The 19,752-nt window shown below is 59.1% G+C and carries 18 protein-coding genes; 10 read left to right on the top strand and 8 right to left on the bottom strand.

Going from position 1 to position 19,752, the window contains the following annotated elements:
• Positions 1-7: 7 nt before the first annotated feature.
• The 4 genes from N645_RS0111710 to N645_RS0111695 all read right to left on the bottom strand — a co-directional run bounded on the left by N645_RS0111710 (position 8) and on the right by N645_RS0111695 (position 2,952).
• Positions 8-472, bottom strand: coding sequence for an NADAR family protein (locus N645_RS0111710; RefSeq protein ID WP_024461703.1), 465 nt, complete (start codon positions 470-472; stop codon positions 8-10).
• 65 nt (positions 473-537) lie between these two features.
• Positions 538-1,137 carry an exopolysaccharide biosynthesis protein gene (locus tag N645_RS0111705; RefSeq protein ID WP_024461702.1) on the bottom strand — a complete coding sequence of 200 codons (600 nt, stop codon included), beginning with the start codon at positions 1,135-1,137 and terminating at the stop codon, positions 538-540.
• Between the two features lie 84 nt (positions 1,138-1,221).
• Positions 1,222-1,647: a thioredoxin TrxC gene (gene trxC / locus N645_RS0111700; RefSeq protein WP_036161307.1), complete on the bottom strand. Its 426-nt coding sequence runs from the start codon at positions 1,645-1,647 to the stop codon at positions 1,222-1,224.
• Between the two features lie 30 nt (positions 1,648-1,677).
• Entirely contained in the window at positions 1,678-2,952 is a 1,275-nt protein-coding gene (locus N645_RS0111695; RefSeq protein WP_024461700.1) for an NAD(P)/FAD-dependent oxidoreductase, read from the bottom strand.
• A gap of 218 nt (positions 2,953-3,170) precedes the next feature.
• On the opposite strand from N645_RS0111695, the gene N645_RS0111690 reads away from it, so the two are divergent.
• From N645_RS0111690 to N645_RS0111680, 3 genes are all read left to right on the top strand, one after another.
• Positions 3,171-4,235, top strand: coding sequence for an efflux RND transporter periplasmic adaptor subunit (locus N645_RS0111690; protein WP_024461699.1), 1,065 nt, complete (start codon positions 3,171-3,173; stop codon positions 4,233-4,235).
• The gene (locus tag N645_RS0111685) at positions 4,232-7,444 is read left to right on the top strand and encodes an efflux RND transporter permease subunit (RefSeq protein WP_024461698.1); all 3,213 of its coding nucleotides are present in this window, start codon (positions 4,232-4,234) and stop codon (positions 7,442-7,444) included. The genes N645_RS0111690 and N645_RS0111685 overlap by 4 nt, the downstream gene beginning before the upstream one ends.
• A gap of 178 nt (positions 7,445-7,622) precedes the next feature.
• Positions 7,623-7,976, top strand: coding sequence for a DsrE family protein (locus N645_RS0111680; protein ID WP_024461697.1), 354 nt, complete (start codon positions 7,623-7,625; stop codon positions 7,974-7,976).
• Positions 7,977-8,090: 114 nt separating this feature from the next.
• Here N645_RS0111680 and N645_RS0111675 read toward each other — a convergent pair whose 3' ends face one another.
• Both N645_RS0111675 and N645_RS0111670 read right to left on the bottom strand, forming a co-directional pair.
• Positions 8,091-8,633: a PEP-CTERM sorting domain-containing protein gene (locus N645_RS0111675; protein ID WP_024461696.1), complete on the bottom strand. Its 543-nt coding sequence runs from the start codon at positions 8,631-8,633 to the stop codon at positions 8,091-8,093.
• Positions 8,634-8,846: 213 nt separating this feature from the next.
• The gene (locus N645_RS0111670; RefSeq protein WP_024461695.1) at positions 8,847-9,728 is read right to left on the bottom strand and encodes a TraB/GumN family protein; all 882 of its coding nucleotides are present in this window, start codon (positions 9,726-9,728) and stop codon (positions 8,847-8,849) included.
• Between the two features lie 152 nt (positions 9,729-9,880).
• Between N645_RS0111670 and N645_RS0111665 the strand changes: the two genes are divergently transcribed.
• The 4 genes from N645_RS0111665 to N645_RS0111650 all read left to right on the top strand — a co-directional run bounded on the left by N645_RS0111665 (position 9,881) and on the right by N645_RS0111650 (position 13,805).
• Positions 9,881-10,360 carry a YaiI/YqxD family protein gene (locus N645_RS0111665; protein ID WP_024461694.1) on the top strand — a complete coding sequence of 160 codons (480 nt, stop codon included), beginning with the start codon at positions 9,881-9,883 and terminating at the stop codon, positions 10,358-10,360.
• Positions 10,357-11,727 (top strand): MATE family efflux transporter, encoded by a 1,371-nt coding sequence (locus N645_RS0111660; RefSeq protein ID WP_024461693.1) that lies wholly within the window; start codon positions 10,357-10,359, stop codon positions 11,725-11,727. The genes N645_RS0111665 and N645_RS0111660 overlap by 4 nt, the downstream gene beginning before the upstream one ends.
• Positions 11,728-11,928: 201 nt before the next feature.
• Positions 11,929-12,816, top strand: a complete 888-nt coding sequence (locus tag N645_RS0111655) for a fatty acid desaturase (RefSeq protein WP_024461692.1) — start codon at positions 11,929-11,931, stop codon at positions 12,814-12,816.
• Between the two features lie 11 nt (positions 12,817-12,827).
• The gene (locus tag N645_RS0111650; protein WP_024461691.1) at positions 12,828-13,805 is read left to right on the top strand and encodes a YheT family hydrolase; all 978 of its coding nucleotides are present in this window, start codon (positions 12,828-12,830) and stop codon (positions 13,803-13,805) included.
• Between the two features lie 67 nt (positions 13,806-13,872).
• Here N645_RS0111650 and N645_RS0111645 read toward each other — a convergent pair whose 3' ends face one another.
• Both N645_RS0111645 and N645_RS17535 read right to left on the bottom strand, forming a co-directional pair.
• Entirely contained in the window at positions 13,873-15,354 is a 1,482-nt protein-coding gene (locus N645_RS0111645; RefSeq protein WP_024461690.1) for a PH domain-containing protein, read from the bottom strand.
• Entirely contained in the window at positions 15,332-15,916 is a 585-nt protein-coding gene (locus N645_RS17535) for a PH domain-containing protein (protein ID WP_024461689.1), read from the bottom strand. Before N645_RS17535 ends, N645_RS0111645 begins: the two co-directional genes overlap by 23 nt.
• A gap of 171 nt (positions 15,917-16,087) precedes the next feature.
• On the opposite strand from N645_RS17535, the gene N645_RS17530 reads away from it, so the two are divergent.
• The 3 genes from N645_RS17530 (at position 16,088) to N645_RS0111625 (ending at position 19,743) form a co-directional block, all read left to right on the top strand.
• Positions 16,088-17,572 carry a sorbosone dehydrogenase family protein gene (locus N645_RS17530; protein WP_024461688.1) on the top strand — a complete coding sequence of 495 codons (1,485 nt, stop codon included), beginning with the start codon at positions 16,088-16,090 and terminating at the stop codon, positions 17,570-17,572.
• A gap of 102 nt (positions 17,573-17,674) precedes the next feature.
• Positions 17,675-18,370, top strand: coding sequence for a hypothetical protein (locus tag N645_RS17525; RefSeq protein ID WP_152521695.1), 696 nt, complete (start codon positions 17,675-17,677; stop codon positions 18,368-18,370).
• A gap of 152 nt (positions 18,371-18,522) precedes the next feature.
• Entirely contained in the window at positions 18,523-19,743 is a 1,221-nt protein-coding gene (locus N645_RS0111625) for a glycosyltransferase (protein ID WP_024461686.1), read from the top strand.
• Positions 19,744-19,752: the final 9 nt, after the last annotated feature.

Here is a 19,752-nt window from a genome sequence, read left to right as displayed (position 1 = left end):
CCGGCTTTCAAGGAGAAGAAATTTTCTCCCGAATTGCCATCAACACCTTTCCATACTGATTCTCGCCCCGAAGATCCCTCCCGAGCCCCCAGAAATAATCGTACTGGCTCACATCAACAATCTTCCTATCGCCCGTCGCCAACAAGGCTCCGGAGAACTCCGGATACATCTGGCATTGAGTATAAATCGCGCGGGTCATGACGACGGTACGCACCTTGTCCCAGTCGGGGCGGGGTCGCTTGAGCCAGCCGCGACCGATGCGTCTCGCCTGCTCGGGCGTGTGGGCCTGACGAATGTCATCAAACCGCTTTCGTCCCGGGTACTTCATGGCCTGGTAGTAATGCTCGGCGGTGGGCCACTCAAATCCGTCCAGTTCAAAAGGTCGCTGAATGGTGCATCCCAGTGGATCCTCGGGTTGTAGCCGGGAAACGTGAACGGCGCGCTCGAGTTCGGAAGCTTGAAACAGGGTCATGGGCAGGCACTGAGGTTGCGTGATTTGAAGAGATCGAGTTTAACAGATAGGGTCCGTTGGCAGGCCTACCCCAGCAGCGCCCACCCAATCACCGCCCCACTGGCCCCGGTAAACACAAACGCCAACAGTGCCAACAACCCATCCCGGCCGATAATGGCCAGTCCGAAAAAGGTCAGCACCGCCCCGGCCAGGTTAGCGCTGAAGGGGATAAATTCCATCAGCGGCATCATCAGTGCCACGGCCATACTGGATAGTGCGACACAGCGCATGGGAATGTAGCCGCGAATCAGGAAGATCAGCCGGGGCTTGACCAGCCGGTCAATAAAACGGGCCGGTTTACGCGATACCCGGATGGTTCTGAGCAGGTGCGCGGTGGTGACTGAGCGGGCCAGTATCCACCGGGGGAGCCAGAAGTGTTCCTTGTGCAGCAGAAGCTGTACCGAAATGGTCAGCACCATCAGTGCGCACAGGGTGGGTACGCCGGGAATATCGCCAATGATGGGGGCGAGTACGATCAGGCCAATCAGCAGCAACACCGGGCCAAAGGAACGTTGGCCGATGGCGTCCATGATGGCGTCGATGGAAACTCTCGGCCGGTGATCGCAGATGTCTGCCACCCGGTCCAGTACTTCATCCAGGGATGCGACGTGGGGTCTGGTGTCCAAAGTCGGGCCTCTACCGATGTGGGTAAAGGTCTATAGGGTAGCGCTTCCGTGAGTGTTTCACCATGAACGAGTCGCGACTTTTTACTACAGAGTGCTGTTCAACCACTGCACCAGGTTCGGATAGGGTAAGGCCCCGGCTTGCTGGGCCACCGGCTTGCCGTTTTTGAAAATCATCAGCGTCGGGATGCTGCGAATATTGAATTGGCTCGCGGCCTGGCGGGCCCGTTCGGTATCGACTTTGACAAACCTTGTTCGGGGCTCCTGCTCCGCCGCCACTTTGGCAAATACTGGCGCCATGGCCTTGCAGGGGCCGCACCAGTCGGCCCAGAAGTCCACCACCAACGGGAGCTGCTCTTTGCCGAGCAGCCGTTGGAACTGGGCATCGTCGGCGGCCAGGGGTGCGCCGACGAACAGCGCCTGGTGACACTTACCGCACTTGGGCCTGTCGCCCAGCCGGCTTGAATCGACTCGGTTGGGCGTCAGGCAGTGGGGGCACAGGGTCTGGATCATGGTGCTGTCGGGCTCCTTGGTAGTTGACCGCTATTTCTCTTTCAGACGCTCAATACCGAGCGCCTTCAGGACATACTTTTCGTACACCGGTTCGGTGTTGCCGCTGCGCATTTTGTGCAGGAAGTACTTCTCGAAGGCCACTTTGGCCAGGTGAACCCATTTGCCTTTTTTCGCCCAGGTGGTGTTGCGCGGCGGAATCTGGGGCAGGGCCACAAAGGCGGCGCCGGTATCGCCCATGTCCGCCAGGCAGACGGCGTTCCAGGTAGCCTGGGCGTGGGGCGCTTTGCCCTCGATATCGGCTTTGATGTTTTCGATCGCCGCCGTGACCATGGATTCAATCATATAGCCGGTTTTGGGCACCCCGGTGGGAATGGGCGTGGGCTCGGGCGGTGCAATGGCGACACACACCCCGGCGGAATAGATGTGTGGATAGGTGGGGTTGCGCTGATAATCGTCGATCAGCACGAAGCCGCGCGGGTTGCACAACTCCGGTACCGCGGCCACCGCATCCACGCCCTTGAAGGCGGGCAGCAACATGGTAAAGCGACTTTTGATTTCATGGGTTTTTTCCGGTTCACCCTTGAGATTGTGTTCGGTCACTTTGACGTGTTCCTGGGTAACTTCATCCACCTTGGCGTTGGTAATCCAGCGGATATCCCGTTGACGAAATTCGGATTCGAGCAGGCCTTTGGAGTCACCCACCCCACCCAGGCCCATATGGCCAATATAGGGTTCGCTGGTGACATAGGTCATGGGCACCTTGTGGCGCAGTTTGCGCTTGCGCAGGTCCGCGTCGAGAATGAAAGCGAATTCGTAGGCCGGGCCAAAACAACTGGCCCCCTGCACGGCACCGACCACAATGGGGCCGGGGTTTTCCAGAAATTGTTCGTAGGCGGCAAAGGCCGACTGCGCATGGGGGTTGGTGCACACCGACTGGGTATAACCCTCGGGACCGAAACCGGGAATTTCATCGAAGGCGAGCTTGGGGCCGGTGGTGATGATCAGGTAGTCGAAGTCGACCTGCTCGTCGTTGGACAGGGTCAGCCGGTTGGCTTTGGGATCGATGTGGGTCACGCCGGCGGCAATAAACTCCACCCCTTTGGCGCTGACCGCCGGGCCGATATCCACGGTGACCGAATCCGGCTTGCGCCAGCCCACCGCCACCCAGGGATTGGACGGGGTAAATTGAAAGTGTGGGCTGGGGTTGATCAGTACCACCCGGTGTCCGGCACCGAGGATTTTCTTTGCATCGTAGCCGGCCTGCATACCGCCCAGTCCGGCCCCCATGATCGCTATGGTGGCCATAGTCTTACCCTCTGAAGACGTATTGTGCTGAACCGTGACCGGGTCGATTCTGGTCTATGCTTAGGCCTGTCGCCCAGGACATTCTGTTGTAGACATGACCTGTCCAGTATGCGAGTGCAAGGGTTGGTAAACCTTGATGCACATCAAGCGCAGGAGGTATAACCCTGCGCATACTAACAGTCGATATCGTCCCCAGATGAGTACACCGGAGTTGCCCAATGAAAAGATGGATCGCCCTGATTGCCGTGTCCCTGTTTTTGGGCGCCTGCTCGGACTCTGATTCCCCCGCCACGGCGTCATCCGATCGGTCTGATCCTGGCCTGGATACCCAACGCATAGAGCCGGTCAGCGTCGCCGAAGAAACCCGTCTGGATGGTGTGCTCGAAGCCGTGCACCGCTCCACGGTATCGTCGGAGGTCAGCGCCCGGGTCATGGAGCTGCCCTTTGATGTGGACGATTACGTCGAAAAAGGCGAGGTGATCGTGCGCTTTCGCGATGCCGACCAACAGGCCCAGATGGCCACCGCCCAGGCGACCCTGCAGGAGGCCCGCGCCCAGTTGACCGAGGCGCGTCAGTCGTATGAACGGGGGCAAGAACTGTTTGAGCGGGAGCTGATTGCTCGGGCTGAGCTGGACCGGCTGACCGCCACCTTCGAATCGACCCAGGCGCGGGTCAGTGCCGCCGAGGCCGGCGTGCGCGCGGCTCAGGAAAACCTGGAGCGCACGGTGGTGCGGGCGCCCTACAGCGGCATTGTGGAAGAGCGGCATATCGAACTTGGGGAAACCGCCGGTGCGGGCCAGCCCCTGCTGACCGGACTGTCTCTGGAGCACTTGCGCGCGGTGGTGGAAGTGCCCCAATCTCTGGTGGGCCCGCTGCGGGAGCATGGCGAGGCCCGGGTGGTTCTGCCCGACGGCACCAGCCTGGCCGCCACCGATGTGCGTATTTCGCCGGCGGCGAGCGAGGGAAGCCATACCTTTCGCACCCGGGTGACCCTGCCCGAGGGTGATCATCAGGTGTTTCCCGGTACGCTGGTCAAGGTTGCGTTCAAGCGCGGTGAGCAGGACCTGTTGCGGGTGCCCGCCTCGGCGGTGGTGCAGCGCAGTGAAGTCACCGGTTTGTACGTGGTGCACCCGGATCATCGCATCGAGTTGCGTCAGGTCCGTGCCGGTGAGCTGACCCCGGACGGCCATCGAGTCATCCTGTCTGGGCTGGCCGCCGGCGAGCGTGTGGCGCTGGATCCCATTTCGGCGGGCATCGCCCTGAAGGAGCGGCAGGCGCAATGAGTGAGGAACCCCGTCTCGGCCTGTCCGGCCGAATCGCCCGGCAGTTTCTGACCACCGAAATCACCCCGTTGCTGGCCCTGGTGGGCCTGTTGCTCGGGCTGTTTGCGGTACTGGTCACGCCCCGGGAGGAAGAGCCCCAGATCGACGTGACCTTTGCCAATGTGTTTATCCCCTACCCCGGCGCCGCGGCCCGGGAGGTGGAACAACTGGTGGCCACGCCGGCGGAGCAGATTCTGTCGGAAATTGCCGGCGTCGAGCATATCTACTCTGCCTCCCGCCCCGGCATGGCAGTACTGACGGTGCAGTTCGAAGTGGGGGAAACCCGCCAGGAGACCATCGTCCGGCTGTACAACGCCTTCTACTCCAATCAGGACTGGGTGCCCGCCAATGCGGGCATCGGTCAGCCCCTGATCAAACCCATGGGCATTGATGATGTCCCCATCGTGGCGGGTACCCTGTGGAGCGACGACCCGGCCGTGGGCGCCCACGAGCTGGCGCGGGTAGCCCACACCATCGAGACCGAGCTGCAGCGAGTCCCGGGCACCCGGGATATCGACACCATCGGTGCCCCCACCCGGGCGGTCAACGTGCGCCTGGACCCGCAGAAATTGGCGGGCTATGGCCTGGATATTCAGTCGCTGAGTCAGGCCCTGATGGCCTCCAACGTCTCCCGCGAAGCCGGCAATGTGGTGGCGGACAACCGGGTCATTCAGGTGCAGGCGGGCAGCTTTCTCAGCAGTGCCACCGAGGTGGCCGAACTGGTGGTGGGCATGAACCGGGGCGGCCCGGTATTTCTGAAGGACGTTGCCGACATCACCCTGGGGCCAGACCAACCCGAACAGTATGTCAGCTTTGGCATGGGCCCGGCCCACGACCTGTCCCTGCCCCGTCAACCTGCCGTCACAGTGGCCGTGGCCAAGCAGCCGGGGTCCAATGCGGTGGAGGTGGCACGGCAGGTGATCGAGCGCTTTGAGCACCTGCAGGGTACCTTCGTGCCCGAGGGCATCAACGCCACCGTGACCCGCGACTACGGCAAAACCGCCAACGACAAGGCCCAGACGCTGATCAAAAAGCTGCTCTTTGCCACCGCCTCGGTGGTGCTGCTGGTGCTGGTCACCCTGGGCTGGCGCGAGTCCCTGGTAGTGGGGGCCGCCGTGGTGGTGACCCTGGCCATCACCCTGTTCGCCTCTTGGGCCTACGGCTTTACCCTGAACCGGGTCTCCCTGTTCGCCCTGATCTTCTCCATCGGGATTCTGGTGGACGATGCCATTGTGGTGGTGGAAAACATCCACCGACGCGCCACCGGCAGCCTGAACACCATGACCGATCGCATTCCCTACGCGGTGGAAGAAGTGGGTGGGCCGACCATTCTGGCCACTTTTACCGTGATTGCCGCCCTGCTGCCCATGGCTTTTGTCAGTGGCTTGATGGGCCCCTACATGGCGCCGATTCCGATCAACGCCAGTATGGGCATGCTGATTTCCCTGATCGTCGCCTTCATGTTCACCCCCTGGCTCTACCGCCGACTGTTTGCCCGGGTGGAGCATCACGAGGCGGTGGACGAAAACGATCGCTCGGGCTTTGCCCACCGACTGTCCGAGCGCCTGATGACGCCCTTCCTGCGCGCCCGTGAGGGCCGCGGTGCCCGGGTGGGTCTGCTGGTGGTTCTGCTGGTGCTGATTGGCGGTTCCATGGCGCTGGTGGGCTTTCAGGCGGTGGTGATGAAAATGCTGCCCTTTGACAACAAGTCCGAGTTCCAGGTGGTGGTGGAAATGCCCGAGGGCACCCCGGTGGAGCAGACCAACCGGGTGCTCAATGCTCTGGGCGATCATCTGGAAACCGTGCCGGAGGTGCTGGACTACCAGACCTACAGTGGTACCGCCTCGCCCATCAATTTCAATGGCCTGGTGCGCCAGTACTACCTGCGCCGGGAGCCACATCAGGGTGATATTCAGGTCAACCTGGTGGACAAGAGCAAGCGCGACCGAAAGAGCCACGACATTGCCCGCGCGGTGCGTGCGCCCCTGCAGGACATTGGCCGAGAACTCGATGCCACGGTGAAAATCGTCGAAGTGCCGCCGGGGCCGCCGGTCATGGCGCCTATCGTGGCCGAGATTTACGGGCTGGATTACCGTGGTCAGATGGAAGTCGCAAAGGAGGTTCGTTCGGTGTTTGAAAACACCCAGGACCTCGTGGATATTGACGATGATATCGAAGCGCCCCAGCGCAAGTTGGTTGCAGAAGTGGACCGTCAGCGGGCGGCGCGTCTGGGGGTGAGCCAACAGGCGATTGCCGATACCCTGACCGCCGCGCTGTCCGGCTCCGATGTGACCTACCTGCACGGCACCGCCAGCAAGGCGCCTATTCCGATCCGTTTGGAGCTGAACGAAGCCGACAAGGCCAATCAGGCACTACTGGGCTCGCTCTCGGTCATCAGCCAGAGCGGCACCCGCGTGCCCCTGAGTGAAGTGGTGCAGTTCCGGGAAACCACCCGGGACCAGACCATTTACCACAAGGACCTGTTGCCGGTGACCTTCGTCTACGCCGATATGGCAGGCCCGCTCGACAGCCCGCTCTATGGCATGCTGGATGTGGTTTCAACGCTGAACGAAACTCCCATCAAGGGCGACCCCCTGGCCCAATTCTGGACCGACCAGCCGGACAACCCCTACGCCTGGAGCCTGAAATGGGACGGTGAGTGGCAGATCACCTATGAAACCTTCCGGGATATGGGCATCGCTTATTCGGTGGGGTTGATCCTGATTTACCTGCTGGTGGTGGCGCAGTTCCGTTCCTACGGACTGCCACTGATCATCATGGCACCGATTCCGCTGACCCTGATCGGGATTCTGCCAGGCCACGCCTTGCTGGATAAACAGTTCACCGCCACTTCCATGATCGGCATGATCGCCCTGGCGGGTATCATCGTGCGCAACTCGATTCTGTTGGTGGACTTTGTTCAGCATCAGCAGAAGGCGGGCAAGCCCCTGGCCGAAGCGGTGATCGATGCGGCGGCGGTGCGTGCCCGTCCGATTATTCTTACGGCTCTGGCGGCGACCATGGGCGCGTTTTTCATTCTGGACGATCCGATTTTCAGTGGCCTGGCCGTGTCCCTGATTTTTGGTATTGCGGTGTCTACGCTGTTGACACTGTTGGTGATTCCGGTGGTCTACTACGCGTACCATTACCAACATGAGCCGACACCGTAGTTGGGAGTGAGGTTACGGCGGATGCGGGCTCCGCCCTTATCCGCCCTACGGATAGCATGGCAGTTGGCGTAGGGGCAGAGCGCAGCGAACGAACTGCGCATCCGCCGGACCCAAAACCAAACATACCAGGGCACCCATGCGGTGCCAATGTTGAATGCAATCGAAACAGGAGCTGACTATGCACTACGCCATTTCCACCACCTGGGGTCCGAGCGATACCACCCGGGCGGCGATTCCCTTTATTTTCGCCAATACGGCGCTGGAAGCCGGTGATACGGTGACGTTGATTCTGTTTCACGATGCGGTGACCCTGGCGGTTCCAGGCTGCCATGAGAAGGTGGTGCCCTGCGGTCCGCCGGCCAAGTTTGCCGAGGTGTTTGCGCACGAGAACGCGGAGATTATTGTCTGTAAGCCCTGCGCCGAAGCTCGGGGTATCGGGGACGGCCAGATTCTCGACGGCACCCGAATGGGGGGCATGGGGGATTTTTACAAACAGGTGGCTCGGGACGACTGCAAGTCCATGGCGTTCTGAAAACGAACCGAACGCCGACCCCAAAAGAAAAAAGCCCGCAGTTCCTTGCGGGCTTTTTCGTAGAAGATGCATCATCCTTGATCTGGGTAATCCTCCTTGCTGATTAGCTTCTCCTTAGCTGGCTACCCGGCGCCGGGCCATTCCCAAGCCGATCAATCCCAATCCCATCAGTATCAGAGCGCTGGGCTCCGGTACGCTGACTCCGGTTTTACCCCAGATGGCGACGTTGGAGATGGCGCCCTGATTGGGATAGAAACCTTGCAAGTCGAGGCTTTCCAGGCCGTCCCAGTCTGCGAGATCGAACAGATACTGGGGTTGGTTACCGTCCTTGACGATCAAATAACATTCCGGGCACACAATCGACGGTCCGCTAACATAAGTAATCAAAGCGTTGTTGGGATCGCCCGAAAAAGTGGTGTTGTAAGAGGTGGTAAAATCTCCGCTTTCCACACCAGTGTCGTAATCTCTTTTATAGTAAAGCTCCAACATCGAGCTGGTTCCGACAATGTCGGCTACCTGGGTTCCATTCAGGTTGGACGTAGAGTTGCTGGTCCAGTCTGCATCTCCCGGTCCCAACAACAGAGCCTGTGCATGGCTCGCGAACGCCACCATAACCGTGGCCAGAGCGACACGAATTCCTTTTGATAAAATGTTCATGATAGGTACCTACTTGAATCGAACAGCGTATTGTGTCCGTGCCGAGGCTCGAGCATTCGGCATCGCAGGTACTAAAGCAGGGACTGTGCCAAGGCGGGTAAACCCGCGCCATCATTGACGTTGTTTAATTGGGTGTCATTGACGGAAGCGGGTTTTGTAAAGTGACCCGACGCAAAAAATCGCCTGTTGGCGCCGGGTTCTACGGTGTCGAACTCAGTCGGTCTTCGGTGCGTAGGGGGCGACCGCGTACCCTTTCTGTTCCAGGGCGCTCAGCAGACCATCGTCTCCGGCCAGGTGCAGAGAACCCACCAGAACCAGCTCGGTGCCTTCCTGCTCAAACAGGGACTCCAGCACTGGGAGCCAATCGTTGTTGCGCTCGGTCATCAGTGTCCGATACATCCCGGGGGCCTGCTCTCTCATCGGCTGCGCCATTTCCCGGTCCAGTGTTTCCAGGTCCCCGGTGCGCCAGGCATTGACCATCTCGGTCATCAACTGGTCAAAGCGCTTCAGGTCGGTCAGGGTGGCCTGAATAATGGCGTCGCCGTCGTGGCCGGTCATCACCTGCATATAATCCAACACCTGCTCGGCGGTTTCCAGCTCGCCCATCGGCAGGCCATCGCGTTGTGCTTTCTGGTAGAAGTAGGCGTCAACGCCCTCCTGAATGCCGTTCTGTTGGGCGAGCATCACAGTCATTACCATGCTGACAAACGCCGGATCGAAGCCCATAAACTGCTGTACCGGGAACTGGTTCGCCTGGGAATAGGCTTGCAGCTCCTTCCATACCTCCGGGCTGAGCTCGGAGCTGAGGGTTTTGCCGGGCGGGTACATCATGACCTGCATCATTTTCTGGCCAAATGTGGGGTCCTGCATGACTCCAAGGTCGGTCTCCAGATAGAGCGCGTCCGCTTGGGCGTAGGCGGCGTCAAACTCGGCGGGCAGGGGGAAATCATCCGGATGTAACAGATGGATGGTGCCGCCGAGGAAAATGCGCTGCTCGCCTTTACTGACGGTATATAGCGTGGTGTCTGCCTGGACGACACTTGCGGCCATCAGCGTTGAGCTGAGCAGCAGGGCATAGATGAGACGGTAAAACATGACGCGGTGCTCCTTGTGATGGTTTATCAAAATCCTGAGCGCAAAGCCTAAACTGCCGTGGGTCAAGGCGCAACGCTTTCTGGTAACGCGAGCTGGTGAAAGCGCGGGACACTGCCTACAATGGCGGCTGATCATTTATTGTGAGTGACATTATGCCAATTTGGGTTGATGCCGACGCCTGTCCGGTGGTGGTGAAAGACATTCTCTGCCGAGCGGCCGATCGTTGGAAAATCACCACCACCTTTGTCGCCAATCAGGGTATCCGCGTGCCGCCTTCGCCGTTTATCAAAACCCGCCAGGTGATGGCCGGGTTTGATGTGGCTGACAATGAGATTGTGCGCCTGTTGCAACCGGGTGATCTGGTGATCACCCAGGATATTCCGCTGGCGGCGGAGGTGGTGGAAAACGGAGCGGTGGCCATGAGCCCGCGCGGCCAGCCCTTCACCCGGGAAAACATTCGCCAGCGTCTGGCCATGCGCAACCTGATGGAAGAGCTGCGCAGTACCGGCGAGGTGACTGGTGGGCCGTCCGGTTTTTCCCAGACCGATCGCAAGCAGTTTGCCGACCAGCTTGACCGCTGGTTGCAGAAGAACGCCCGCCGTGCCCAGGGTTCAGGAACGTCGCCGAAATGACGACAGAGCTACGCCCGGATAACCGTCAGTTCTGGTGGACGGTCCTTCTGCTGGCTTTGCCCGTCGCCTTGCAGATGCTTCTGCAATCGCTGCTGGGCATGGCCGATGTGGTGATGGTCAGCCGGCTGGGCTCCGAGGCGATCGCCGCCGTGGGCCTGGCGGCCAAGTTGCACTTCCTGTTGCTGGTATTGATGAGTGGCCTGGCGACGGGTTGCAGTGTGCTGGTGGCGCAATACAGTGGTGCCGGTAAGTTTGCCAGTTGCCAGCGTACCCTGGGCGTTACCCTGATGGTGGGCACCCTGACCATGGTGCCGTTTCTGCTGCTGTTCGGTGTGCGACCGGATATCTGGCTCGGCTGGCTCAACCCGGATGCGGAAGTGGTGGCGCTCGCCGCCCGCTACCTCGTGATCACTGCTCCAGCACTGCTGCTCACTCAGTGGATCGCCATTTACGAGGCATCCCTACGAGCCCTGGGCAACACCGGCATGCCGTTGCTGGCGGGCACCCTGTCCATTCTGATCAACGTCTCGCTCAACTATATCCTGATCTTCGGTCATTTCGGCTTTCCCGCCCTGGGGGTCGCCGGGGCCGCCTGGGGCACGCTGATCGCCCGCCTCTGCCAACTGTTGTTCATTCTCGGCTGGGTGTATGGCCGTCAACACGGCTTTGCGTTGCGCTGGGCGCAATTCAAGCCGGCGCTCGCCTGGCAGCCCGCCCGACGCTTTCTCGCCTTCTCCATGCCCCTGGTGGCCAACTACGGGCTCTGGGGGCTGGGCAATGCCACCTACCATGTGATGACCGGGTTTACCGGCACCCACGCCCTGGCGGTGATGGGGGTGATCGTGCCCATTGAAAGCGCGTTTTTCGCGCTGTTTGTCGGCCTGGCCAGTGCCAGTGCGGTCATGGTCGGGCGCACCCTGGGGGCGGACAACACCGAGGAGGCCTGGCGCCTGCACAAAGTGTTTGATCGCCTGACGTTGATACTGGTGCTGACCTTATCGCTGACCCTGTGGTTGATCAGCCCCTGGATTCTGGGTGTCTTCGGTGAGGTTGAACAGGATACGGCAGAACTGCTTCGGGCGACGTTGGGCATTTTCTGTGCGTTGGTCTGGGTAAAGATATTCAACATGATGCGTATCATCGGTGTGCTGCGCGCCGGTGGCGACAATCGATTCGTGCTGATCACCGATGTTTCAGTCATGTGGGGAGTGGGAATACCGCTGTGTGCCCTGGCCATCTTTGGTTTTGGCTGGCCGTTTTTGGTCATCTACGGACTGATGTTTCTGGAAGACGCGCTGAAATTTTTTCCGATGTGGCGACGTATTGGCAAACGATTTTGGATGAAAAATCTGACACAAGAGGATTAAAAACGCACCCTGGTCGCGAACTGTGACCCGATTCCTTGTATCGGTTCGTCAATCACGTTAAAGTGGCGCCAAGTCGAATCGCCAAGTTTGCACAATCATCAAGGAGTGATGCGTGACGCCAGCTGCAGTTCCCGTTGTACTTCATACCCGGCCACCCCTGAAAGCCTCCTTGTCCCAAAGCCTCCGCTTCGGGGGGCGCAGATGAAACTCTTCCGCCATGCAGAGGATCGATTACCGGTTGGAATCATCCTTGCGTACTTCTTGTTGGACCTGTGTGTGTACGCCTTCGTGGACAGTCTTGCCTGGCTGACGCTCTGGTTTTTGCTCGGCATCTTCCCAAAAACCAATGTCTGTGTCTGGAACCATAACCATCATCACTGCCGGACCTTTCACCACCCCTGGATGAATCGGCTGCTGGAAATTGTTTACGGGTTCCAGACCGGAATGCTCGCCAGCACCTGGACCTTGCACCATATCCACGGCCACCACCGCCACTACCTTGATCAGGATCGGGACACCTCGCGCTGGCAGGCCAGCGGCACCACCATCAGCTTATGGCGTTATATCGCCGAGGGTCTGTTCCTTACCTACCCGCGCGCCATGGCTATCGCCCGTTCACGGCCGACATTATTGCGCCGGTACCTGATCGAGTTGTCGGTCAGCCTCCTTATCCTGCTGGCGCTGACGCTTTACCGGCCGCTACCGGCATTGTTGGTGTTCTGGTTACCGATGCTTGCCTCGCTGATTGTCACCATGCGAGCCACCTACTATCACCACCTGGAGCTCGACCTGGAAGATCCCATGGCCGCCAGTCGCAATGTGGTGGACTCCAAGTGGCTGAACATTCTGACGGGCAACATCGGTTACCACACGGCGCACCACCACAAGTGTGGTCTTCATTGGTCCAAACTGCCGCAGCTGCATAAAGAACTGGAACCGCTGATTCCAGCGCATTGCTACACCCGAACCGTGCCCATCTATTACTGGATCGATCACCTGGATCGATTGCTCTCTCGCGTTTGCCAACCGTTACGTCGTCGACCGGCTTGTCGCTCCCGCACTCAACACTCATCCGATACCGCTCAGTGAGGCGCCGAGCTATGCCCATCATTCACTCTGACTATCGCGCTCCCTGGCTGTTTCGCAACGGCCACCTGCAGACACTGTCACTGCGTCTGTTCCGGCATCGACCGAGCGAACGGCCCGAACCGGATCATTTCAGTACCGATGATGGCGACGAGCTGGAACTGTTCTGGTACCGCCCTGGACAGAGTGACACCCTGGTAATCTTCAGCCACGGCCTGGAGAGTCATGCCAAAGATGGGCCGCTACTGAGTTTCGCCCACACGGTGTCCGGCTGGGGCTGCCATACCCTGAACTGGAGCATGCGCTCCTGTGGCAAACGGCTCAACCGCACACGCTGGTTTTACCTCGGCCATGACTATCAGGATCTGAAGGCGTTGGTGAATCACTACAGTCAACACTATCGCCGGATCTATCTGGTCAGTGTCAGTCTGGGTGGAACCATCACGGCAAATTATCTGGGGAAGGACAGCTCGGAGGTCAACCCGGTTGTCAAAGGCGCCTTTTTGTTATCGCCACCGCTGGAGCTGGACTCGTTTCATGCGGCCATGACCAAGCCTCTGAACAACTGGTTGTACCAACGGCATTTTGTGCGTTCATTGCTCGACAAATTTGAACGTAAAGCGGCCTATATCGATTTTGGTAACGAAGTGGATATGGACTGGGTGCGGGACTGCAAAAGTGTGGACCAGATTGAGGATCGACTGTTTGCACCCATGCACGGCTTCGAAAGTTCGAAGCACTACCGCCAGCATGCTTGCTCCCTGCCCCACCTGAAAAACATCACCGTTCCGACCTATATTCTTACCGCCGAAGACGACCCGTTTATCGATAACGATCAACTACCCGTCGAGCTGGCCCAAAAAAGCCCGAATCTTTATCTTGAAATTGCCACGCACGGCGGCCATACCGGTTTTGTAAAGCGCCAATCAGACTCATACCACTGGTACGAACGCCGATTCCGGTGGTTTATGGAAAAGTCGACGGTTGCGTAGGGCGGCATAAGGGCGAAGCCCGCATCCGCCGTAACCCGGCGCACACCACACGCGCCCAGCGTAAACGCTAAAACCAGGCGCCGTGAAACTCGGTCACATCGGCCAGCAGACGGTCTCGCAGTGAACGGGATGTCTCAACCGGCAAGTAGCCTATGGTCGTCGGCCCGTCGGTGGTCCAGACGATCAGGTGACTCAGGCCCATACGCCTCAGAATCGGCGGCTCGTGAACGCTGATTTTCTGCAGCTTTCCGGTTAGGATCCACTGCTCTTTATGTCCGATAAAGCCGTGGTGCACGGCCAGCCAATCCGGCTGAATGTGGTATCGGGTTTGCGACCACCGGCGCCACAGGATCAGAGCAAACGTCGGGTACCACAACAGTGCCCAGCCCAGGGACTCCCAGGCGTTTTGACCAAATGAAAACGCAATGGCGCCGGTCGCGAGCGCGCTGAGGGTGGCAAATGTCAGGGTGTAGTCGGCAATGTACCAAGGGTGAATGGACCGCCAGTCGGGGTCGGGAAGTGTCAACTGGTCACGCAGCGTCTTCAGGCGTTCGTCGGTGAGTACCGGCACGATGAACCGTTGGGAAAGCTGGGCTTTACCCTGCTGGAAATGACCGGCCTTGCTGATCAACAGACTGTGCCGTCGCAGGAGGCGGGCGAGGACACCTTGAGTAATCTGCAGGCGCTGCATTTTGTGCAGGCGCAGTCCGCGGGTACGTTGGGTCGCGAACCCGAAGTGCGCCTGGAAACGGTCGCCGTGGCGCACGAGCGAATAGTTCCCGTAATAGACAGTGGCGGTCAGCATCGACACCGCAAACAACAGCACGATACCTATCAGGATAAACACCACGCCCGCCAGTAGGGCGGCCAGGAACGCTGACCATCCCGAGTGAGTCAGGGTTTCCACCCAGGGGAGTCTTTGTAGCCAGCTCACCCAGCTTTCCATGGCGGGCCCCAGGTACTGGCCCAGGGGCGCCGCCAGGGGCGCCAGGAACAGCAGGGCATTGTGCATCAACCCATATCGGGCCACTTCGGTGGGTGACAACGAGAGTTGATAGTCCGGCTCGGATGGCGCCCCCTCGGGAGCCGCGACCTGATAGTCCAGAACCCGCTGCCGCAATGCTTCCGCGAGCGCGACGGGAATGCCCGGAATATTGACTTCCTGCTGCCCGGAACCGGCACTTTCAAAACCGAGGGTGGCCAGCCCCAGGGGTCGAAAGTAAAAGGGTTTTATGACATCCGACTGTTGCACCCGCGCGAAGTCCAGGCTCAGACGTTTGCGGTGAAACAGGCCCGAGCGAATCTGAATATGATCGCTCCCGACATTAAAGCGGAACACCCAATACTGCACCAGCGCGTTCAATAACAGCAGCACCAGTGCCAACGGCGCGCCGTAGATCAGCAGAAACTCCCGCGCCTTTTCGCCACTGGCGACGGCCCCGGCCGCCAGGGGCCACAGATTGACCAGGTTGGGGATTGCCTTGATAAAAAAGTAGACCGCGGAGACGGGTGATATTCGCTGCCATTTATGGTCGCTCGGTGTCGACATCAGTGTCTTCCTCCGAGGTTTCATCTGCCAGCGGGGTTCCCGTTTCCTCTGTGGTCGTGCGTTGAGTGATATGCGCCTTGAGCCGCTGGGCCAGGTCGGTTTCCAGGCCCGGGATTTTGACATCCGACTTGAAGCCTCCGGCGGTATAGATCACCAATTCACTCAGGCCGTTGAGGCGTTCAAAAGGGCCCTGGGTGATTTCCACATGCTGGATTCGGTTGATGGCCACCGAGACCGTGCGGAACCACCACCAGCCGGTACGTAAATGAAGATCCCGTTCGCGCAACAGGTACTGAGTACGCCGCACTCTTCGCGGTACCCACACAACCGCCATAAACAACACCACCAGCGCGCCCACGATGGAGGGTACCCAACTGAACGGCGTCACCTGGCCTGAAAAGACCACGGGAAGCCAGGGTCCCAGGCTCACGATCAACCCTATCAACAGCATTCGCAGTCGCAATACGTTGCGATGGCGGGGATCGATCGGCTCCCAGAGTTCGGGTTCCAGTGGGGGGAGGTGTTGGCTATTGACTGGCGGATCTTCCAGGGTGGTCCTCATAAGGCATCCTTACGGCTTTCAGGGTGTGGAACGTGTCAGAGCGCCAAAAACTATAACAGAAGTCTTCGATGGAATTCAGTGGCTATGAATTGCCGCACGGCATGGTCTCCGGTCCGGTGCTAGTGTGTTATAGCACTAGAGGTAGTGGCTTTCCGACTGAAGGAGACACCCATGCGCTTCCCGGCATCGTTGATCGTGACGACCCTGTTCCTGACGGCTTGCGGTGGTTCCGGGGGCGTTGGCAGCAGTGCGAATAACTCGTCCAGCCAGTCCAGTGATACCGCCAATCAGTCCAGCGCGTCATCCACCGACCCGGAGCGCAGCGGGCTGGACGAACGCCCGGTCAACGAACACTGCCCGGCCGGTGAGTCGCCCGCCAGTGGTGGTGGAGTAGCACTCGAGCGGGTCTATCCCGGGCTGTCCTTCAATCAGCCGGTGGCGTTGTTGCAGGCGCCATTGGACGATAGCCGATGGTTTGTGCTGGAACAGTCCGGGCGAATCATCGTGTTCGATAAGGATCCGGAAGTGACCGAGGTGGATGAATTTGCCGACCTGCGCGACCGGGTCGACAATAGCGCGGGCTCCGGTGAATCCGGACTGCTCTCCATGGCCTTTCACCCCGACTATGCGGATAACGGTGACGTTTTTCTTTACTACCAGGTCTCCCGGGACACCGGGGAACCCGTTCAGGATGATTGTTGTGTCAACCAACTGGTGCGCTACCGGGTCAATGATCAGGGCACGGCCCTGGACCCGGATTCCGCTGAGGTGCTGCTGTCCTTTCCGGCACCCTATGAAAATCACTTCGGCGGTCACCTGGCGTTTGACGAGGCAGGCTACCTGTACCTGAGCATTGGCGACGGCGGCAGCGCCGGCGACCCGCAGGACCGGGCCCAGAACACCGCCAACCTCTGGGGCAGCGTCATTCGCATCGACGTGGATGGCGAGGCGCCCTACTCCATACCGGAGGATAACCCCTTCGCCGACCAGGCGGCTTTCCTGTGCGACTCGAACGAACAGATGCAGGACAAACAGGCCAGCGGCGGCGATTGCCCGGAACTCTATGCCTGGGGGCTGCGCAACCCCTGGCGCTGGTCCTTCGACCGGGCCACGGGCGACCTCTGGCTGGCCGATGTCGGCCAGGGAGAGTGGGAAGAAGTCAATCGCATCCGCCGGGGCGGCAACTACGGCTGGAATATCCGCGAGGGCGCCCACTGTTACAACGCCGACGACTGCGAGACCGGAGGATTGATCGACCCGATGGCGGAAGTGCCCCAGCCGGAGTTCCGCTCCATTACCGGCGGGGTGGTGTATCGGGGCGAGGCCGTCCCCTCTCTGCGGGGTCGCTATCTGTTCGGAGACTATATCACCGGCCGATTTTACGCTCTCACCGATGAGACTGGCGAAGATGGCCTGCGTGAGATCGAACACCTGGATGAGCAAACCGGGCTCAATATTGCCTCCTTCGCCCAAGACCTGGCGGGGGAAGTCTACCTGGTGGATTACAACGGCGGCCTGTATCAGGTGGTGCCCTCCGACGACAACGAAGGCGAGCCCCTGCCGCAGCGGCTGTCCGAGACCGGCTGTGTCGATCCGGACGATCCCCGGGAGCCCGCCGAGGGCCTGATTCCCTACACCGTCAAGGCGCCCTTCTGATCCGACGGCGCGGACAAACAGCGCTGGCTGGCCCTGCCGGAGGGAGAGACCCTGCAGATCGACGCGGATCAGGATTGGCATCTGCCGCCGGGTAGCGTGGTGGTGAAAAATTTCTACCTGGCCGATGCGCTGATTGAAACCCGCCTGTTTATGCACCACACGGACGAGCGCTGGGCGGGCTACACCTATGCCTGGAATGAGGATGGCACCGACGCCGAAAGGGTCGACGGCGGTCTGGTGGTAGAGCGCCAGGGGCAGAATTGGATCTATCCCAGCGGCAGTCAATGCCTGGAGTGTCACACCCGGGCGGCGGGCCGTACCCTGGGGCTGGAAAGTGCCCAGCTCAACAGGGAATTCACCTACCCGAGCACGGGGCGCGAAGGCCACCAGCTCGACACCCTGCATACCATCGGCGTACTGGCACAGGCGCCAGCGCGCCCTGAACTGGCCGACCCTTATGAAGAAGCGGCGGATCTGGAAGACCGGGCACGAGCCTATCTGCACACCAACTGTGCCCAATGCCACCGCCCGGATGGGCCCACCAATCTGGATATGGATTTGCGCCATACCACCGCCCTGGCGGACATGAATCTCTGTAACGTCACCGCTCAGAACAGCGATGAGGAAGCGCTGCGTCTGGACCCGGGCGATGCCGATGCCTCGGTTCTGGTCGGCCGCATGGCACTGCGCGACCACGCCGACCAGATGCCACCGATCGGCAGCAATCGGGTGGATGAAGACGGCGAAGCGCTGTTGCGCGATTGGATCAACGGTCTTTCGGCGGAAGACTGTGACTGATTGGCATTTTCCCGGTCGACTTTTAAAGGCCAACATCGGGTTAGGGTACCGGTGACAAGTCAGCTAATTGCTGATAGCCTATTTATAAGCCTGAAGCTTTGCTCAGTCGGCAGAACCCCTGCTCAGAAGAAGGTCGGGATCGAACAATAGGAATGAATAAAAAATTAAGGGATAAAATGAAAAAGGTCGTAATTGTCTGGGAGCTCGGAGCTGATCTGGGCCATATAAACAGACTCCTGCCGCTAGCGGATGCACTACGAAAATCGGACTGCGAAGTCATTTTCATACTTAGAGACCTATCGAGAGCCCAAAAGACGATTGGTCGTTATGGGTACGATTTACTGCAAGCCCCGCTATGGCTACCAATGTCGCGCACCGCACCCAACCCCCCGCGCAGCTACCCGGAAATTCTCCTGCATTATGGTTACCAGAGTGCGCATGGTTTATTGGGAGTCCTTCGCGCTTGGCGAAAGTTGTTCGATTACATTCAACCAGACTTAATGGTCTTTGATTACGCACCCACGGCGATGCTGGCTGCCAGAGGATTCAGTTGCCCAAAAGCAACCATCGGAAACGGCTTTTTCCTGCCCCCCAAAGAGACCCCAATGCCCAGTTTCGATGATTCTGGAAAGATTTCTCGGGATCGGCTGTTGAAAAGCGAGGGCCAAGTGCTGAACACGATCAATGTGTGCATGCGTAACATGAACCTGAATCCACTGGAGTCCTTTCACCATCTTTTTAATGTGGATGAACAATTTCTATGTACCCTCCCGGAACTGGATCATTACAGGGGAAGATGCGGCGAGGAATATTGGGGTTGCTTCGACAACAATTCAAACGGGATTGTGCCAAATTGGCCTAGCAACGAAAGGAAAAGAGTTTTTGTTTATCTGAAAAACGGATACCGAAATAAAACCGCTCTTCTGGATGCATTGGCGAAGTGCGGAGCATATGCACTTATATTTTCTCCAGATATAAGTAACAGTCTGGTAAATCGGTATGATTCCAAGAACCTTATTTTCAGCAGAGAGCCTTACTGCATTGAAGCCACTATGAGCACTTGCGACTTGGCCATCTGTCACGCTGGTCATGGAACAATGGCAGTTGCGTTTTCTCATAATGTTCCGGTGCTTCTGGCACCGTTGCATACAGAACAGCTGATTATGGCCAAAAATATAAAGCGCTTGGGCAGGGGAGAAATTATCGGACCACAGCATACATCAGACGACATAGAGAAACAGATTGAGCAATTGCTCAGGAAAAGCGGGGGCGGCGATCGAGTCCAGGACTCATTCGGTTGTGATTCGACACAACACACCACCTCTACCGTGGACCGAGTGGCCAACCGTTGTTTGCAGCTTTTAAAGTGTTAGCTGCGTCAC

It is taken from the genome of Marinimicrobium sp. LS-A18 (genome assembly GCF_000463525.1).
Taxonomy (GTDB): domain Bacteria; phylum Pseudomonadota; class Gammaproteobacteria; order Pseudomonadales; family Cellvibrionaceae; genus Marinimicrobium; species Marinimicrobium koreense.
Note: the sequence above shows the minus strand (reverse complement) of the source record. Positions and strands in the feature narration are given on the sequence as shown.

What these genes read in the sequence shown, in the direction of transcription:
- N645_RS0111710 (WP_024461703.1), bottom strand. Translation starts at nt 472, where the DNA reads ATGACCCTGTTTCAAGCTTCCGAACTCGAGCGCGCCGTTCACGTTTCC.
- trxC (WP_036161307.1), bottom strand. Translation starts at nt 1,647, where the DNA reads ATGATCCAGACCCTGTGCCCCCACTGCCTGACGCCCAACCGAGTCGAT.
- N645_RS0111695 (WP_024461700.1), bottom strand. Translation starts at nt 2,952, where the DNA reads ATGGCCACCATAGCGATCATGGGGGCCGGACTGGGCGGTATGCAGGCC.
- N645_RS0111690 (WP_024461699.1), top strand. Translation starts at nt 3,171, where the DNA reads ATGAAAAGATGGATCGCCCTGATTGCCGTGTCCCTGTTTTTGGGCGCC.
- N645_RS0111685 (WP_024461698.1), top strand. Translation starts at nt 4,232, where the DNA reads ATGAGTGAGGAACCCCGTCTCGGCCTGTCCGGCCGAATCGCCCGGCAG.
- N645_RS0111680 (WP_024461697.1), top strand. Translation starts at nt 7,623, where the DNA reads ATGCACTACGCCATTTCCACCACCTGGGGTCCGAGCGATACCACCCGG.
- N645_RS0111675 (WP_024461696.1), bottom strand. Translation starts at nt 8,633, where the DNA reads ATGAACATTTTATCAAAAGGAATTCGTGTCGCTCTGGCCACGGTTATG.
- N645_RS0111670 (WP_024461695.1), bottom strand. Translation starts at nt 9,728, where the DNA reads ATGTTTTACCGTCTCATCTATGCCCTGCTGCTCAGCTCAACGCTGATG.
- N645_RS0111665 (WP_024461694.1), top strand. Translation starts at nt 9,881, where the DNA reads ATGCCAATTTGGGTTGATGCCGACGCCTGTCCGGTGGTGGTGAAAGAC.
- N645_RS0111660 (WP_024461693.1), top strand. Translation starts at nt 10,357, where the DNA reads ATGACGACAGAGCTACGCCCGGATAACCGTCAGTTCTGGTGGACGGTC.
- N645_RS0111655 (WP_024461692.1), top strand. Translation starts at nt 11,929, where the DNA reads ATGAAACTCTTCCGCCATGCAGAGGATCGATTACCGGTTGGAATCATC.
- N645_RS0111650 (WP_024461691.1), top strand. Translation starts at nt 12,828, where the DNA reads ATGCCCATCATTCACTCTGACTATCGCGCTCCCTGGCTGTTTCGCAAC.
- N645_RS0111645 (WP_024461690.1), bottom strand. Translation starts at nt 15,354, where the DNA reads ATGTCGACACCGAGCGACCATAAATGGCAGCGAATATCACCCGTCTCC.
- N645_RS17535 (WP_024461689.1), bottom strand. Translation starts at nt 15,916, where the DNA reads ATGAGGACCACCCTGGAAGATCCGCCAGTCAATAGCCAACACCTCCCC.
- N645_RS17530 (WP_024461688.1), top strand. Translation starts at nt 16,088, where the DNA reads ATGCGCTTCCCGGCATCGTTGATCGTGACGACCCTGTTCCTGACGGCT.
- N645_RS0111625 (WP_024461686.1), top strand. Translation starts at nt 18,523, where the DNA reads ATGAATAAAAAATTAAGGGATAAAATGAAAAAGGTCGTAATTGTCTGG.